The 16,794-nt window shown below is 48.0% G+C and carries 13 protein-coding genes; 11 read left to right on the top strand and 2 right to left on the bottom strand.

The features are described from left to right. The first annotated feature begins 16 nt into the window (after nucleotides 1-16). The 7 genes from HF638_RS18655 to HF638_RS18625 all read left to right on the top strand — a co-directional run bounded on the left by HF638_RS18655 (nucleotide 17) and on the right by HF638_RS18625 (nucleotide 6,942). Entirely contained in the window at nucleotides 17-1,711 is a 1,695-nt protein-coding gene (locus HF638_RS18655) for a DNA repair helicase XPB (protein WP_169481536.1), read from the top strand. A gap of 36 nt (nucleotides 1,712-1,747) precedes the next feature. After that, nucleotides 1,748-3,466 carry a helicase-associated domain-containing protein gene (locus HF638_RS18650; RefSeq protein WP_169481535.1) on the top strand — a complete coding sequence of 573 codons (1,719 nt, stop codon included), beginning with the start codon at nucleotides 1,748-1,750 and terminating at the stop codon, nucleotides 3,464-3,466. A gap of 152 nt (nucleotides 3,467-3,618) precedes the next feature. Then, nucleotides 3,619-4,056 (top strand): YlbF/YmcA family competence regulator, encoded by a 438-nt coding sequence (locus HF638_RS18645; RefSeq protein ID WP_169481534.1) that lies wholly within the window; start codon nucleotides 3,619-3,621, stop codon nucleotides 4,054-4,056. A gap of 30 nt (nucleotides 4,057-4,086) precedes the next feature. Further along, the gene (locus tag HF638_RS18640; RefSeq protein ID WP_095290540.1) at nucleotides 4,087-4,350 is read left to right on the top strand and encodes a YlbG family protein; all 264 of its coding nucleotides are present in this window, start codon (nucleotides 4,087-4,089) and stop codon (nucleotides 4,348-4,350) included. 165 nt (nucleotides 4,351-4,515) lie between these two features. After that, nucleotides 4,516-4,953 (top strand): hypothetical protein, encoded by a 438-nt coding sequence (locus HF638_RS18635; protein ID WP_017687436.1) that lies wholly within the window; start codon nucleotides 4,516-4,518, stop codon nucleotides 4,951-4,953. A gap of 131 nt (nucleotides 4,954-5,084) precedes the next feature. Beyond that, nucleotides 5,085-6,011: a selenium metabolism-associated LysR family transcriptional regulator gene (locus HF638_RS18630; RefSeq protein WP_169481533.1), complete on the top strand. Its 927-nt coding sequence runs from the start codon at nucleotides 5,085-5,087 to the stop codon at nucleotides 6,009-6,011. Between the two features lie 61 nt (nucleotides 6,012-6,072). Beyond that, nucleotides 6,073-6,942 carry a PHP domain-containing protein gene (locus HF638_RS18625; RefSeq protein WP_169481532.1) on the top strand — a complete coding sequence of 290 codons (870 nt, stop codon included), beginning with the start codon at nucleotides 6,073-6,075 and terminating at the stop codon, nucleotides 6,940-6,942. A gap of 141 nt (nucleotides 6,943-7,083) precedes the next feature. Here the strand turns inward: HF638_RS18625 and HF638_RS18620 are convergent, their stop codons facing one another. Together HF638_RS18620 and HF638_RS18615 are read right to left on the bottom strand one after the other, a co-directional pair. Beyond that, nucleotides 7,084-7,530, bottom strand: coding sequence for a GNAT family N-acetyltransferase (locus HF638_RS18620; protein WP_169481531.1), 447 nt, complete (start codon nucleotides 7,528-7,530; stop codon nucleotides 7,084-7,086). Nucleotides 7,531-7,725: 195 nt separating this feature from the next. Beyond that, nucleotides 7,726-9,498 (bottom strand): Rqc2 family fibronectin-binding protein, encoded by a 1,773-nt coding sequence (locus HF638_RS18615; RefSeq protein ID WP_169481530.1) that lies wholly within the window; start codon nucleotides 9,496-9,498, stop codon nucleotides 7,726-7,728. Nucleotides 9,499-9,859: 361 nt separating this feature from the next. On the opposite strand from HF638_RS18615, the gene HF638_RS18610 reads away from it, so the two are divergent. The 4 genes from HF638_RS18610 (at nucleotide 9,860) to HF638_RS18595 (ending at nucleotide 16,751) form a co-directional block, all read left to right on the top strand. Then, nucleotides 9,860-12,709 carry a calcium-translocating P-type ATPase, SERCA-type gene (locus HF638_RS18610; protein ID WP_169481529.1) on the top strand — a complete coding sequence of 950 codons (2,850 nt, stop codon included), beginning with the start codon at nucleotides 9,860-9,862 and terminating at the stop codon, nucleotides 12,707-12,709. A 184-nt stretch (nucleotides 12,710-12,893) separates the two neighbouring features. Then, a complete protein-coding gene (gene dapF, locus HF638_RS18605; protein WP_169481528.1) occupies nucleotides 12,894-13,727 on the top strand; it encodes a diaminopimelate epimerase in 834 nt (277 codons plus the stop codon). Nucleotides 13,728-13,942: 215 nt separating this feature from the next. Further along, the gene (locus HF638_RS18600; RefSeq protein WP_169481527.1) at nucleotides 13,943-15,832 is read left to right on the top strand and encodes a bifunctional homocysteine S-methyltransferase/methylenetetrahydrofolate reductase; all 1,890 of its coding nucleotides are present in this window, start codon (nucleotides 13,943-13,945) and stop codon (nucleotides 15,830-15,832) included. A gap of 19 nt (nucleotides 15,833-15,851) precedes the next feature. Next, entirely contained in the window at nucleotides 15,852-16,751 is a 900-nt protein-coding gene (locus tag HF638_RS18595; protein ID WP_169481526.1) for a YicC/YloC family endoribonuclease, read from the top strand. The last annotated feature ends 43 nt before the right edge of the window (nucleotides 16,752-16,794 follow it).

Here is a 16,794-nt window from a genome sequence, read left to right as displayed (position 1 = left end):
TAGGAGGAAGTTTCGAATGGAAGGAACAGAACATACAGAGAGAACGGATGCTTGTATCGTTCAGCGGGATTTTACGGTTTTGCTGGAAGTCGGACACCCCGGATTCGAAAGAGCAAGAGAGCAGCTCGGGAAGTATTCAGAGCTGGTCAAGACACCGGCGGCGTTTCATACCTATCGAATCACTCCGTTGTCGCTCTGGAATGCCGCTGCACTGGGATGGAATGCAGATCAGGTCATCGCAAGTCTGGAGTTGGTATCTCGCTGGAACGTGCCTGCTGCACTCATACAGGATGTTCAGAGGATTATGGATCAGTACGGCAAATTAAAGCTGCATTCCCAAGCAGATCATGCCAGAATGCGCCTTTACAGTGAGGATGAGCGGTTGCTGGATGAGTTAAGCGGATTGAAAACAATAGCTGCCTTTCGTATGGAACGAACAGACGCTCATGAGCTTCTGCTCTCAGGAGAGCAACGAGGGTTATTGAAAAGGGAATTAACAAGGCTGGGTTACCCGGTACTTGATTATGTGGGATATCGGGAGGGAACCAAACTTTCATTCGAGTGGCGAACCAATGATTCAGGGGACCACTCAGAGCGATTTGCGTTGCGTTCCTATCAGAGAGAGGCTGTGGATGCATTCGAAGGCAGTGAGGGCATGGGAGGAAGCGGATTGCTGGTGCTGCCTTGCGGGGCAGGCAAAACGGTCATTGGCATGGCCGTTCTGGAGCGGATTCAATGTGAATGCTTGATTTTAACGTCCAATACGACGTCCGTGCGACAGTGGATTCAGGAAATTCAAGACAAAACAACGATTACCAGCGAACAGATCGGTGAGTATTCTGGTCAGAAAAAACAGGTGAAACCTGTGACTGTAGCTACCTATCAGATTCTTACACATCGGAAATCCAAGGATGCTGATTTTACCCATATCAAACTGCTCAGTGAGCGGCAATGGGGTCTGATCATATATGACGAAGTGCATTTGCTGCCAGCCCCGGTGTTTCGTGCAACTGCGGATATTCAAGCTACTCGAAGACTGGGATTAACGGCTACCTTGGTTCGAGAGGATGGCTGTGAACAGGATGTATTCTCGTTGATTGGGCCGAAGCTCTATGATATGCCGTGGAAACAGTTGGAGCAGCAAGGATGGATTGCCGATGTACAATGTCAGGAGATCCGTATCCCGTTCTCCCCAGAACTAAGATCGAATTATCTGCAAGCCGAGGTTAAGCATCAATTTCGATTGGCTGCCGAGAATCCGGCGAAGGTACATGTGGTCAAACGTTTGCTGGAGCGTCATCGCGATCTGTCTACACTTGTAATTGGACAATATCTGGATCAACTTGAGTTGATTGCCCGGGAAATTGAAGCACCTTTGATTTCAGGAACAATGTCGCAGCAAGAGCGAATAAAATGGTTTGCCGCTTTTCGACGTGGAGAGATTAAAACGATTGTTGTATCCAAGGTTGCCAATTTTGCTGTGGATCTGCCTGATGCCGCTGTAGCACTTGAAATATCCGGTAGTTTCGGTTCAAGGCAGGAAGAGGCACAGCGTTTGGGGAGAATTCTGAGACCAAAAGCTGGAGAAAACAAAGCATATTTCTATGCGTTGGTATCAGAGGATAGTAAGGAACAGGAGTTTGCTTTAAACCGTCAGATGTTCTTGGTGGAGCAGGGATATGAATATGCCATTGTGTACGAGAACGAATAGTCCATTTATACTCGCGAAAAGAGGAGGGATTGGGATATGTCTTCATTTGAACCAATAGATGAGCCTGTGGTACTGAACCTTGATTCATGGTCAAAGCTTGCTTCGGTGGAACAAAAAGTGCTTGGTGCAATTTTTCACAAACATGCCGGTCAGCCGTTTTCCTCCCTCCTGCCGCGAGAACAGTGGGCCATCGAAGGACTAAGTGTCGCAGAAGCCAATTCTTCATTCGTCAACCTTAGGCAGCAAAGATGGATTGAATCTGTATATAAGAGTTGGGGGGAGCGATTATTCTATATTCCTGCTTCGCTGATGGAGACATTGACGATTGCTTACGCACAAAGAGTAGGCATAACCGTTGAACAGATGGCACAGCATGCTCAAGTACTACAGGAGGGAAAGCCGGATATTGCTGCAGAGCTGCTTCATCTGATCGCGTGGATCGAAAGAGAAGGACTTCCTTTGACAGGGAAGGGCACTATACATAAAAAAAGTGTTCAAAAATTAAGTGTGATCACCGTACTATCTTCGACAGACTTTGATGGTTTGGGCATCCGATATGAACATTCGGATCTGTATCCGATCCACGTTGCAATCCTTCTCGATCTATTGCTCAGTCTGAATCTGGTTCAGAAGGAAGATGGCCGAATTCGGATCGTAGATCATCAATTACAACAGTGGTTGAAGCTTTCATGGGGACAGATGCATCGGGAGGTATATCAAGCTTGTGTGGACAGATACGGGAATACCGAGCCTGCGCTACAGCATTTCCGTCATCAATTGGCCGTACTTGCTCCAGGGAAGAACGTATGGTGTCGTACAGTGAATTCGACATTGGAACCTCAGATCAGGGGCTGGCTTTATGCACTGGCCGGTTGGGGTTATGGTGATGTTGGAGAAGATCAGTCAGGAGCAATGGCATTCCGTTGGTTAATTGAACCACAGAGCCTGCTGAATTTACGTCAAGAGGCGGTAGGTGAGGCGGAGTCGTGTGGATTTTACATGCAGCCAGATTTCGAAATGTTGGTGCCACCGGAAGCAGGCCCTGATGTAATCTGGATGCTGGAGCAATGCGCAGAGCGGGTGACGCGTGATCGGATATCCATCTACCGCATGACAAGAGAGCGGATCATTTTGGCCATAGCCAAAGGACATGCATTACATGAAGTGATGGAGTTTCTGGATCAATATGCCCTGACAGGCGTGCCGGAGAATGTACGTATTGCATTAGCAGATTGGGGGAAGGAAGCTGATGCTGCATCAGTGGCTGTAGAGCGGAACATGGAGGTAATGGAGGCAAGTACAGGCCCCACAGAGAATCAGAAGTTATTCGAAAAAGATGTCTTGAGCGGTGTATATTCTTCTTTTTACACACCTGGTAATCAAGGTCTGGTTGATGTGCCTGCATTGCTGCATGGGATGGAACGTGATCATGCAGTAATCGAGAAGACGGTCTCTCTGTTGGGGGTTGAGGAGATACCGGAGACCTGGTACAGGGAGTGGCGTCGATATCATAGTTCAACAGCACGACAGATTGCTGCCAAAGCCATTGAGTGGCAGACCAAGTTGGGGATACAACAGGATGATTGCACTCAATACCTCATTCCACATCAGGTGGAGGGGCGTGAAGAATGGACATTAAGCGGTTGGTGTATTTTGGATTCAAGTGAACGTACATCTGAGATAGAATGGCGTACATTCTCCCCGTCGGAGTGGGATACGATGCGTCTTATCCTACCAGATGATGTCATAACCTGACTATTTCAAATGAATATCAGGTTGAAAGGCGAATTTTCGAATTCCCCTTATTTCTAATTGCAGGAAAAACTCTTCTTAACTATTCATGGATATGCTATGATGAGATAGTCTACGTTAAGTAGAACTTTATATATAGATAGGATGAATATTTCATGAGCGTAGCGGAAATGAACACGGTCGATATGGCCCAAGTGTTAACGGGCGCATATGAACTGGGCGACATGATTAACCAATCTGCCGAAGTATCGGATTATTTATATTGGAAGCAGCAAGTCGAAACTACCCCTGAGATTCAGACAGGGATTCGGAAGCTGAATGCCAAGAAGGAATTGTTTGAAGAAACACAGCGTTTTGGGCATTTTCACCCGGATTACCATGCAGCGAAAGATCAGGTGAAGGCTCTGGAACAGGAGTTGGAAAATTTCGAGGCGGTAATCCGCTTCAAACAGGCAGAGAAGTCCCTGGATGATATGTTATTCCAGATGTCAGAGACCATTGCATTCGCAGTGTCAACGACCATTAAGGTACCGAGCAACGATCCGAATCCGAAGGGCGGCTGCGGTAGTGGCGGCAAGTGTGGTTGCAGTTAAGTAATCATTATAGAAGGGCGGGGAACGATGATGTTTGCGGAAAGGACTGGATTCATTATTTGGGTCAGTGATTTGAAGGCTGCCCGTAATCTCGAAAAATATGGCACCGTGCATTATATCTCCCGCCGTATGCATTATGTGGTCATGTATGTTAATGCAGAACGGGCAGAAGATACGATGAAAAATGTGAAGCGACTTTCCTATGTGCGCAAGATCGAACGCTCGTATCGAAATGAGATTAAAACCGAGTATGCCAGCAAAACCATGGACAAAACAAGTTTTTACGGAATATAGACGAGAAACTGGAGGGGCCCTTTGGGGTCGCTCCTTTCTTGAATTATGCACAAACGGACTTTTGTGAAAAAAAGTTAAACTTACGCCTTGAGGTTGCGGGACTTATGTTGTAATATATTTGGTAATAAATAGATAGAAAGTCCTATCTGGTGGAGAGTGATTCCCATGCGTGATAAGGTGATGCAACGTTGGAGCACCTACGAGCCGTTTTTCGTGGCTCTTGGAGACAAGAAAGTGGCCGACATCGTCATTACCCATCATGCCAAGATGCGGTATGCAGACCGTATTGAGCCTGCACGTAGTGATGATGACCATATTGCAGCGTGGTTATGGGAGTGTCTGAAGCAGGACCGTATAACACCATACTACCGTAATGAACAGGACGTCTACCTGATTGATGAGGATCTGGTTGTGGTCGCCGAATTTTCCGAACTTGAAGGAGAATATGATATTGCGGGCAACCCGCTGCACAAAATGATTGTAGTTACGTTTCTGGGACGTATGTCGGAGACCATTGAGTTGAGGGACCTGAAGTCATATTATTCATGGTTAAGACATTCAAGAAGAATGACGCTGGTCAAAAATAGCCGCAAGCATAAGTAAGTTGAGTAGATTCAATATGTTGAAATCATAGATTCAAGTATTATCGCATGCAGACAAGCTGCATGCTTTTTTTGTTGCCAAGCGGGAAATCGGCTACAATGTAGAGAGTGTAATCGAAGAGGGGCGAAGATATGAATTTTCACCAATTGCATATTTTTTATACGGTAGCAGAGAAAGGCAGCTTCTCAGCTGCTGCACAAGCATTACATATGACTCAACCGGCAGTAACGATGCAGATTCAATCACTGGAGGACTATTTCGGAACCAAGTTATTGCATCGTTCCACCAAAAAAATAGAATTATCTGAGGCTGGCCGGACTTTATTGCCTCATGCCAAACGGAGCGTAGAACTGGTCCGACAGACGGATGAAGCGATGTCGGCGTTTACCCAGATGTTACAGGGCCGACTCCAGCTTGGAGCGAGTTTAACGATCGGGGAGTATGTGCTTCCACGAATGCTCGGACCGTTTGCGCTTCAGTATCCCGATATTTCCATCGTCATGAAAGTGATGAATACAACGCAAATTATGGATGATATATTGAAGCACCAGCTTAATTTTGGTCTGATTGAAGCGCCAGTACACCACCCGGACATGATTGTGGAGCCTGTCATGCAGGACGAGCTAAAACTGATTGTACCTGCCGGGCATGATCTGGCTAAGCGTAGCAAAGTGAACCTTGAAGATGTGATGAATTATCCCTTTGTGCTGCGTGAGAAGGGTTCGGGTACCCGTCAGGTGATGGAAGACCAATTGCAAAAGAAAAAGATTGATCCACAGGATATGAATGTGGTGATGGAGCTTGGCAGTACAGGAGCGGTAAAATCGGCTGTGGAGGCAGGGGTAGGCATTACGATGTTATCTCCTTCTTCCGTGCAGCATGAGCTAGCTCTGGGACTCGTTCATATTGTGGATATCCGTGGACTCGAATTCAAACGGCAGTTCTATGCCATCCATCTAAAATCGTCCTTGTTGCCCCTGTCAGCTGTAGCATTCCTGAACTATCTGCGTCAACAGGAGCAACCTGAGCCAGAACACAAGACGGGGAAGGCAAAATAGCCGGAAACTCAATGATAGATGAGATTTAACCCAAATGACTTACACAAAGGAGTTGTTGTACATGGATCAACACCAAGGACGCTGTGATCTTCATACCCATAGTCAGGCCTCCGACGGAATGCAGCCACCAGCTGATAATGTGAAGCTTGCCAAACAAAAAGGACTATCTGCGGTTGCCCTAACGGACCATGATACAGTAGCTGGTGTAGCAGAAGCACAGCAAGCGGGGAAAGAGTTCGAAATTGATGTCATTGCTGGAGTGGAGATCAGCACCCGGGCTGGCGGCAAAGATATTCATGTACTGGGCTATTACGTAAATACGGAGGATGAGCAGTTCCTGCAACGGTTGCGCGGATTACGAGAAGCGCGAGATGAGCGGAATCATCTGATTATTGGCAAGCTACAGGAACTCGGGCTTGATATAACCTGGCAAGAGGTACTCGATGAGCTGGGACGGCCGTTAGAGCCGGATGAGAGTATCGGAAGACCTCATATGGCTGATGTTTTGGTGAAGAAGGGATATGCTATCGACATGCGGGATGCATTCGATCGATATCTTGCGGAAGGTAAGCCTGGCTTCGTATCTGTACCTCGAGTTGCACCCAAGGATGCATGCGAGTGGATCCGAGTCGCAGGTGGAGCCGCTGTGATTGCCCATCCGGGTCTCTATCATGATGATGAACTGGTACGCCGCATCATCGAAGACTCTCATCCAGATGGCATTGAAGTATTTCATTCGGACCATGGCCTGGAAGAGGAACGCAGGTATGCTGAGATGGCCCGGGAATATGACCTCATTGAGACTGGTGGATCGGATTATCACGGTGAACGGCAAGGTGTTGTTTTCCACGGGGATCTCGGTAGCAAGACCGTAACGCTTGATGTGTTGGAGAGGCTGAAGGCTGCTGCTTCACAGCAAAAGGGAGTATAGGCGAAACGTGGTAAAGCTCTATCTGACTAAATGAATTCTGCATTATTGGAATATATTTTAAGGTCGAAGGAGTATAGGACATGCAAACATGATAGACCTAAACCTTCATGTGTGTATGTCCTTTTTTGTGTTAATCAGAGTCTATGTAATCGAATAATTTACCCAATCGCCACGTGTAGCTCCAAGACGCTCGAATAATTGCTGTGCCCGCTCATTAGTTACTGCTGTGATCCAGGACATATAAGCACATCCTTGTTCACGCGTATATTGCTGGCAGTGTGCAAATAATTGGGCTTCCGCTTTGCCCTCTCGGAATGTTTCCGTAACAAAAAGGTCATTCATGATGGCGACACGCTCTGCTTTCATCGTGCTGTAGGTAAAGAACAGGGTGGAAAATCCGATAAGCTCCCCGTCCTGTTCTGCCACGAATTGAGCGCCGATCTGCTGATTAAGTAGGTTGTTAATCAAGAGCTGGATGGATTGATCACCAGGCCAGGGGTTGTTGTAGAATCCCACCACATAGTCATGCATTAATGCCATCAGGGGTTTCAGATCATCAGGTTGCGTTTCTCGAATATGTATGGTCATGGTACACTTCCTTTAACTACAAATTTTATTCATCACAATTGAATTATTATACATATAAATGAATTAATATTCAATAAGAGTAATAAATAAGTTGAACTTCACCTATCACTCAAACAAATAATGCAATAACAAAAATCCCCTGAACCGCTAATGGTCAGGGGATTTTTCTATTGTTACTGTTTCATCTATAATATACTATCCATTTTTAATGGTGGATGGCAGGCTCTTGATCAATTCACCATTTGGCGTGACAAACAAGGTCTTCTGATGATCATAGATGACAAAACCGGGCTTCGCACCACTTGGTTTGCGTACATGACGGATAAACGTGTAATCCACTGGCACGCTACTGGACTCCTTGGCTTGGCTGAAATAGGCAGCAAGCTGTGCTGCTTCTTCCAATGTAGCTTCACCAAAGTCCGTACTGCGGATGACGACATGGGAACCTGGAATGTCTTTGGTGTGCAGCCAAGTGTCGTTGGAAGAAGCGAGACGGTTGGTCACATACTCATTTTGCAGGTTATTTTTGCCCACAAGAATATCAATTCCCTCGGAGGATGTGAACTGGTGTACGGTCGGACGGTCGCTTTTTTTCTTCTTTTTACCCTTTTTGTTACGGTCACGAAGGTATCCCTGTTGCACAAGCTCATCCCGAATTTCCTCAATGTCGTTCATCGATGCGATGGACAGCTGCTGCAACAGATTATCGAGATAGTCAATCTCGTCTTTGGTTTTGCCAAGCTGCTCATGAATGACAGCCAGACTATTCTTGTATTTGTTATAACGCTTGAAATAACGCTGTGCGTTGTCAGACGGTGTGAGCAGCGGATCAAGCTGAATAGTAATGTTGGCTTGGTCTTCATCGTAGAAGTTCACAAGCTCCACACTCTTGTCCCCTTTGTGGACCTGATGCAGGGAGGCAAACAGCAACTCACCCCATAGTCTGAACTTGTCTGCATCGTCCGCTTCCAGCAGGTCCTTGTTCAGGTTGTCCAGCTTTTTGATGTTTTTGCTTCGCTCATTCTGCAGAAAACGGAGCAGATCACTTACTCTCTGTTTTACCGTGTCCCGTTCAGCCTTGTCTCCGTAATAATCCTCCATGCACTTGCTCATCGTGTCATAGGTTTTCTCCAAGTCCTGAATGCTCTGAAGATGAACGGCCGAGAAAATCATTTTGCCTTTGGCGTTCATTCCGGTTACAGGCGTGTAGATATGATCTCTGACAGGTCCCATCACAGCTTCAAAAGCGTTCCAGAGTGCCCCCGCCTCAATCCGGCTCTCACCCTCCACTACCCCCTGAGTGCTTACCGTGTCTTCAGCAGAAGTCCCACGAGCGGCAATCTCTCCCGCAATCAGCGGGCTAAGACCGCTAAAGGAATTCACAAGCCAGCGGGATGCCTCTTCTTCAGCGGCATGATAGCTGTCCTCGAATGCAGTCCGGCTCACTTCGAGCGGATTACTTTTATGTTGTTCAGGCGGAGCGGTATAGGAGAATCCGGGCATGATCACCCGGTAGCTACTGATGGAAGGAGTCACATGATGAATGCCATCCAGAATCGTTCCTGTCACAGGATCAAGCAAAATAATATTACTGTGACGCCCCATCAATTCAATGATGATCCGTTTAACTGAAACATCTCCCAGTTCGTCACGCTGGCGCACATTGATGTGGATAATACGTTCCATGCCAATCTGACGGATCTCCTCAATGATTGCACCTTCACAGTGCTTGCGGAGCAGCATGCAGAACATGGGTGCTTCAGTAGGGTTTAAAAATGTCTTTTCCGTATAATGCACACGGGGATATGTCGGGCTTGCCGAAACAAGCAATTTACTATTTCCGCGCTGAGCACGCAGTGTGAGAACTACGTCATGGCCATTCGGCTGATGGATCTTGCTGATACGTCCACCAATGCAGCCTTGCAATTCATGAACAATGGCTCGTGTTACGATGCCGTCCAATGCCATTTTTTCCACTTCCTCTCTCTATCGAGCATCTGCATTTTATCATCATGCCAAATGCTTCATCTATATAACTGAAATGAGCAACCAGGTTATGTAAAAAAAACAGGACTGGATGCAGATTCTTCGTTGCTTGCCTGTTGAACGCTGGAATCGGTACTGCGCAGAACATCGCAGACTTTTATTTTAGCCTATTCTGTCCATCAGGGAAAGGATTCACCTCTTGGGTGCTAATCACAGACCTGTCCGAATACATATAGAGCAGGTAGTTTGTCCGGCATAGTGTACAGCCTGTCGACCAGCGCGCCGGTGAAGCATGTGAGCTTATTTTGCAGATGAAATACAGACTGGGAGGGAACCTTGAAGCATGGAACATACCAAGTGGCATCAACTTAGTGATGAAGAGCTTCGTAACACTCTTGGCGTCAGCCCGCAGGAAGGATTGACGGATGAAGCTGTAACAGAGAAGAGGAAAGTAGTCGGTTCAAATGAGCTGAGCGAGGGGAAACGGATTTCTCCTATTACATTGCTCTTGAATCAGTTCAAGGATTTTATGGTACTGGTGTTGATGGGAGCAACGTTGGTATCCGGATTGCTGGGTGAGTATCTGGATGCAGTAACGATCGTGGCGATTATCGTACTGAATGCCATTCTGGGGTTTGTGCAGGAATTCCGGGCAGAACGATCTCTTCGAGCATTGAAACAGTTGTCCGCACCTCTTGCCAAAGTGCTTCGATCGGGCCAGGAAGTACATCTTGCCGCCAAACAGCTCGTACCCGGGGATATTGTCATGGTTGAAAGCGGTGACCGCATCCCCGCTGATGTACGCTGGCTGCAAACGAACAGTCTGGATGTTGAGGAGTCGGCGCTTACCGGGGAATCGGTTCCCGTAAGCAAGCACTGCCTTCCGATTGCCGACGAGGACGTTCCGCTGGGCGACCAGAAGAATATTGGTTTTATGGGTACCATGGTCACGCGTGGTACGGCTAAAGGTGTGGTTATCCGTACGGGAATGGAGACCGAGATGGGCAAAATTGCCGATCTGATCCAGAATACGGAGGAGCAGGAAACACCGCTACAGCACAGGCTGGAACAACTGGGCAAAATTTTGATTTTTGTCGCATTGGGATTAACCGTCATGGTCGTCGTCGCAGGAATATTGCACGGACAACCAGCTGTTGGCATGTTTCTGGCAGGGGTCAGCCTCGCGGTGGCAGCCATACCGGAGGGTCTGCCGGCCATTGTAACCATTGCACTCGCACTTGGCGTGCAGCGAATGATCAAACGTAAAGCCATTGTACGCAAACTGCCTTCAGTCGAAACCCTTGGGTGTGCGTCCGTAATCTGTTCGGATAAGACAGGCACACTCACCCAGAACAAGATGACGGTAACGGATGTGTGGCTGGAGGGACGCAGCATCAAGGTTACCGGGGATGGCTATGCACCTGAGGGGCAGATGCTGGAGAACGGTCGAACGGTGGAATTGAAGAGTGACCAATCTCTACGCAGAATGCTTCAGATCAGCGCACTTTGCAACAATGCGAGTATTGTGGAGAGTGTTTCAAACGAATTAGGAAACAAGAAAAAAGGCAAAGATACCAAAAAGAAAAATACAAAAAAAGATGATTACAAAGAAGAAGCGGCCCAGCGAGATAATGTATTCTGGGAGCTGAAGGGTGATCCGACGGAAGGGGCACTGGTTACACTGGCCTCCAAAATGGGGCTTACGCCTACTGGCCTCAAAGAGTTGTATGCCCGCCAGCAGGAGTTCCCGTTTGATTCGGAGCGTAAACGCATGTCGGTCCTGGTTCATCACCAGGGAGGACGAATGATCTATACCAAAGGTGCACCGGATGTGTTGATCGGACACTGCAGTTATATTTTATGGGAAGGCAAGGTCGTACCTTTCACCGGAACACTGCGGCAAAAAGTGATGGCAGCCAACGAGAGCATGGCCGGAGCGGCACTGCGTGTCCTCGGAATGGCCTATCGTGAAGTGCGACCGGAGGAAAAAGTGGCTGACGAACACGCCGCCGAAAGTCAGCTTGTCTTCGTCGGACTTGCAGGTATGATTGATCCGCCGCGTCGTGAAGTGCGAGATGCGATTGCAACATGCCGCAAGGCGGGCATACGTACCGTCATGATCACAGGTGATCATGGAACAACGGCAGAAGCCATTGCGCATCAGCTGGGGATTCTTCCACGTGGAGGTGCCTCGCTAAGCGGTCAGCAACTGGCAGGCATGACGGACGAGCAACTGGATAAACAGGTTGAGGGCATCTACGTGTTCTCAAGGGTATCTCCTGAACATAAACTTCGCATCGTGAAATCGTTCCAGCGCAAAGGGCATGTCGTCGCCATGACGGGGGATGGAGTGAACGACGCTCCGGCGATTAAAGCGGCTGACATCGGGATCGCGATGGGCATTACAGGCACAGATGTGACGAAGGAAGCTTCGGCGCTCATTCTAAGTGATGATAACTTCTCAACCATTGTGGCTGCGATTGAAGAAGGACGTAATATTTATGAGAACATTCGCAAGTTTATCCGGTATTTGCTGGCATCGAACGTGGGCGAGATTTTGACAATGTTCTTTGCGATGATGATGGGCTTGCCGCTTCCCCTCGTGCCTATTCAAATTCTGTGGGTTAACCTGGTGACAGATGGGTTGCCTGCAATGGCGCTTGGGGTAGATCAGCCTGAGAAAGATTTAATGGAACACAAACCCCGTGGCGCCAAGGAAAATATTTTTGCCCGTAGACTAGGTTGGAAAATCGTCAGCCGGGGTGTATTAATTGGATTATGTACACTCGGAGCGTTCTGGCTTACCCTTCAGGCTGCACCGGATAACCCGGGGCAACTGATCAAGGCACAGTCGGTGGCTTTTGCTACACTCGTTTTGGCGCAGCTTATTCATGTCTTTGACTGCCGTAGTTCGCGGTCCATCTTCCACCGGAATCCGCTACAGAACAAATATCTGGTTCTTGCGGTTATTTCATCGGTTGTACTGATGCTGGTTGTAATGTACGTTGAACCGCTGCAGCCGATCTTCAAAACCGTACCTCTGGGATTACGTGAATGGGCGATCTGTATCGTTGCTGCGGGTATCCCGACGTTTCTTATGGGCGCAGGCAGCGTCTGGGGTGGTCGTCGTAACCGCCGTCGCATGGGTGGTTCTGGCCGCTTCGTACCGAAAAGTACAAAGTTTTCGGCATAAAATCAATAGCTTTTCCTGATCCATTTCGGTATGCTATCCTCAAAATGATTCGAAGCGGCAGCTTTGGCATTTTGCAGGATAGCTTTTTTGTGTGCAAATGTTGAATATGAATTTCTATGGTGATCCTGTAGAAGAGCAAGAATATAGCTTTGGCAACAGACTGCCAAAAGGAGTGGGCAAGATTATGGAATTTACGAAAATGCATGGACTTGGTAACGATTTTATCGTTGTATTTGGTGAAAAGGAGCTTCCGGCAGATGCAGCAGAATTGGCTGTGAAATGGTGCAACCGTTTCTTCGGTATCGGTGCGGACGGCCTGGTTTATATACTGCCTTCAGAGAAGGCGGACTTTCAGATGCGCATCATGAATTCGGACGGTTCGGAAGCAGAGCAGTGCGGTAATGCGATTCGCTGTGTATCCAAATATGTATACGATCATGGTCACGTGAACCAGGAGCAGATCACCATTGAAACGATTGGTGCAGGGGTACAACCTGTAAGTCTCAACATTCGTGATGGTAAAGTGGAAACGGTACGTGTCGACATGGGTGAGCCGATCCTGAACGGCCTTCAAGTACCTACAACGGTGGATGCGAATCCAGTGGTTGATCACTACATTGAAGCGAATGGACATGCATTCAAATTCACTGCCGTATCCATGGGTAACCCGCATGCCGTCATCTACGTTGATGATGCTGTGAATTTTGATCTCACAACTTGGGGCCCACTTCTTGAAGTACATCCGATGTTCCCGAAAAAAATCAATGTGGAATTTGCTACAGTTCGTGACCGTGGATATGTGGACATGCGTGTATGGGAACGGGGAGCTGGTCCAACACTTGCTTGCGGAACCGGAGCTTGTGCAACACTGGTATCTTCTGTCCTGAATGGACATACAGATCGTACAGCCATCATCAGCCTCAAGGGTGGAGATCTCCATATTGAGTGGAATGAAGCTGACAATCATGTGTACATGACCGGACCTGCTGAAGTTGTTTTTAAGGGAATCACTTCATAATCAAGTGAACGGTGTAACACAAGAGGCCTGCGGGCCTCTTTTTTTGTCAAAAAGGACAGGTCGTGTCTCCTGTACAGAGACATATTGGGGGCTGTATGGCAAGAAAGTCCATATGAGCTGGATACTCATTAAAAACCTGTGTTTTTCTTCGTTTTTTAGCGTTTTTTGTGTTACATTAGTATGAAAATGATCACAGCTAGGCGGGGGGAAAAGGGATGAAGGCGGATTTGCGTAAAGCTATGCAGGAACGGGTTCTCGTTGGAGATGGGGCCATGGGAACATTTCTGTACCAAATGGGATTCCCGGTAGGGATTTCATATGAAGAGTTGAACTTGATTTCACCTGAAGTGGTGGCGGATGTACATCGCCGTTATCGGGACGCAGGTACAGAAGTATTTGAAACAAATACGTATTCTGCCAATTACGACAAGTTGTCCAAGTTCGGTCTGGAGTCCAAGGTGGAGGACGTGAACCGTGCCGGCGTACGCATTGCCAAAGAGATAGCTGGAGATACCGGTTATGTGCTTGGTGCAGTTGGTTCCATTCGAGGTGGCAAGCGGACGAACGTGTCTACAAGTGAACTGAAACGCTTCTATCAACAACAGATCTTTGCTTTGCTTGATGAAGGTGTGGATGGCATTCTGCTTGAAACCTTCTATGATATCGAGGAAATGGATATTGCCCTTTTGCAAGCGCGCAAGCTGAGCGATCTGCCTGTGATTGGACAGTTCGCGGTAGAGGATGTAGGACACACACTGGACGGATATACGATGCCTGAAGCATTCCGGATCATGCGGGAGCAGGGCGCAGACGTGATCGGTTTTAACTGTCGCTCAGGTCCAAACGGGATTATGCGAGCCATGGAAACCGTTTCCGGACGTATCGGTATTCCGATGTCTGTTTATCCGAATGCGGGTGCAGCAGACTATGTCGATGGTCAGTTCCGTTATGGTGCGACTCCAGAGTACTTTGGTCAGACGGCAGTGCAATTTGCTGAACTGGGCGCTCGTATTATTGGCGGTTGCTGTGGTACGACACCTGATCATATTACCGCAATGAAAGAGGCACTCGCTAACTATGTCCCTTCGCCCATCTTGGAGCCTGATCCGTCAGAAACCAAAGCGCGTATCGTGCTGCATGAAAATGTGGATGAGCGTTCCGGACGTGGCGGACAGCCTACGATCGTTGATCTGGTCAAGCAACGTCACACAGTCATTGTTGAACTTGACCCGCCACGTGACCTGGACATTGCCAAGTTCATGAAAGGTGCCGAGACTCTGAAAGCAGCAGGAGCGGATGCCCTGACCCTGGCGGACAATTCATTAGCGGTTACACGGATGAGCAACATGGCGCTGGGTCACCTCGTTCAGGATCGCACGGGCCTTCGTCCACTGGTGCATATTGCCTGCCGTGACCGGAACCTGATTGGAACGCAGTCCCACATGATGGGTTTTGATGCTCTGGGCATTAATCATGTACTGGCTGTTACAGGTGATCCTGCAAGATTTGGCGATCTGCCAGGTTCAAGCTCGGTATACGATCTGACTTCTTTTGAAATCATACGCATGATCAAGCAGTTGAACGATGGGGTGGCCTTCTCGGGTAAACCGCTGAAGCAGAAAGCTGGCTTTGTCATCGGGGCGGCATTTAATCCTAATGTGAAATATTTGGAGAAAGCTGTACAACGTCTGGAGAAGAAAATTGCCTCTGGCGCTGATTACATCATGACACAACCGATCTATGATCCTGAGTTGATTGTAGCAATGCACGAAGCGACCAAACATCTGGATGTGCCCATTTTTGTAGGTGTGATGCCACTGGCAAGTGGACGGAATGCAGAGTATCTGCACAACGAGGTTCCGGGAATCCAGCTCTCGGATGAAGTGCGTTCCCGGATGGCAGGTCTGGAAGGTGAAGAGGGTCGTGCGATGGGGGTAAAAATTGCTAAGGAACTGCTGGACGTAGCCACAGCGCATTTCAAAGGCATCTATCTCATGACACCGTTTATGTTCTACGGCATGACGGCTGAACTGACTCAATATGTATGGGAGAAGTCGGAGCATCAATGTCCTACTTGTTTCAACCCTAATAATCAATTACAATAGTAAAACGGATGTGATGCCGATGTCATTCAGTATGACCGGATACGGTCAATCCGCCTTTCATTTTGGCGGCTATAAGGTACAATTAGAGATCAAATCTGTTAATCATCGTTATTGCGAAGTGATGATGCGTCTGCCAAGAGAGTGGACGTATTATGAAGACGGTTTGAGGAAGATCGTACAGAGTCGTTTGAAACGTGGGCGGATTGATGTTTATGTAATGAAAGAAAAAGAGGAAGACCAGGCTCTTCCCGCTGTTCTGAATGAACAGACGGTCAGGGCCTATCTGCAGGCTGCAGAGCAACTGGAGACTCAATATGGAATGCACGGAAAACCAAGTATTGTGGATATGCTTGGGCTGCCGGACGTCATGGTTCATTCGGATGGGACAAGTTCCATTCCCGAAGAGCAGAAAGACGAATGGGAGCGAGTTTTGCAGGAAGGATTGAGAGAGGCTCTGTCCAGTCTGGAGCAGATGCGCGCACGCGAGGGTCTTCATCTGGCCAGTGATCTGGAACGGCGGATTATCCGTCTGGAGTCACTGCATACCGAGATGCTTGCTCTTGCACCGACTGTGGTGAGTGATTACCGCAACAAGTTAAGGCAGAGGCTTACGGAAATGCAGGAAGAAGGCTCTTTCCCTTTTGATGAGCATAAATTGGGTATGGAAATTGCAATGTTTGCCGATCGTTCTAACATAGAAGAGGAGCTTACGCGTCTACTCAGTCACTTTGGACAGAGCAGGAAACTGCTGAAGAGTGATGAACCGGTAGGTCGTAAGTTGGACTTTCTAATTCAAGAGATGAATCGGGAAGTCAATACGATTGGATCAAAAGCCAACCACTTGGCTCTGGTGAACCGTGTTGTCGAGATGAAGGCGGAGCTGGAGAAGATTCGTGAGCAAGCGGCGAATATCGAATGAACGGCCACATTTCGGCATAAGAGTCGCATGTATAGGGGGAAGA

Source organism: Paenibacillus sp. SZ31 (genome assembly GCF_012912005.1).
GTDB lineage: Bacteria > Bacillota > Bacilli > Paenibacillales > Paenibacillaceae > Paenibacillus.
The sequence above is the reverse complement of the archived record's forward strand: the minus strand, read 5'-3'. Positions and strand labels throughout refer to the sequence as shown.

Bases quoted from the DNA above. Each gene is read 5' to 3' on its own strand.
- HF638_RS18655 (WP_169481536.1), top strand. From the start codon at position 17: ATGGAAGGAACAGAACATACAGAGAGAACGGATGCTTGTATCGTTCAG.
- HF638_RS18650 (WP_169481535.1), top strand. From the start codon at position 1,748: ATGTCTTCATTTGAACCAATAGATGAGCCTGTGGTACTGAACCTTGAT.
- HF638_RS18645 (WP_169481534.1), top strand. From the start codon at position 3,619: ATGAGCGTAGCGGAAATGAACACGGTCGATATGGCCCAAGTGTTAACG.
- HF638_RS18640 (WP_095290540.1), top strand. From the start codon at position 4,087: ATGTTTGCGGAAAGGACTGGATTCATTATTTGGGTCAGTGATTTGAAG.
- HF638_RS18635 (WP_017687436.1), top strand. From the start codon at position 4,516: ATGCGTGATAAGGTGATGCAACGTTGGAGCACCTACGAGCCGTTTTTC.
- HF638_RS18630 (WP_169481533.1), top strand. From the start codon at position 5,085: ATGAATTTTCACCAATTGCATATTTTTTATACGGTAGCAGAGAAAGGC.
- HF638_RS18625 (WP_169481532.1), top strand. From the start codon at position 6,073: ATGGATCAACACCAAGGACGCTGTGATCTTCATACCCATAGTCAGGCC.
- HF638_RS18620 (WP_169481531.1), bottom strand. From the start codon at position 7,530: ATGACCATACATATTCGAGAAACGCAACCTGATGATCTGAAACCCCTG.
- HF638_RS18615 (WP_169481530.1), bottom strand. From the start codon at position 9,498: ATGGCATTGGACGGCATCGTAACACGAGCCATTGTTCATGAATTGCAA.
- HF638_RS18610 (WP_169481529.1), top strand. From the start codon at position 9,860: ATGGAACATACCAAGTGGCATCAACTTAGTGATGAAGAGCTTCGTAAC.
- dapF (WP_169481528.1), top strand. From the start codon at position 12,894: ATGGAATTTACGAAAATGCATGGACTTGGTAACGATTTTATCGTTGTA.
- HF638_RS18600 (WP_169481527.1), top strand. From the start codon at position 13,943: ATGAAGGCGGATTTGCGTAAAGCTATGCAGGAACGGGTTCTCGTTGGA.
- HF638_RS18595 (WP_169481526.1), top strand. From the start codon at position 15,852: ATGTCATTCAGTATGACCGGATACGGTCAATCCGCCTTTCATTTTGGC.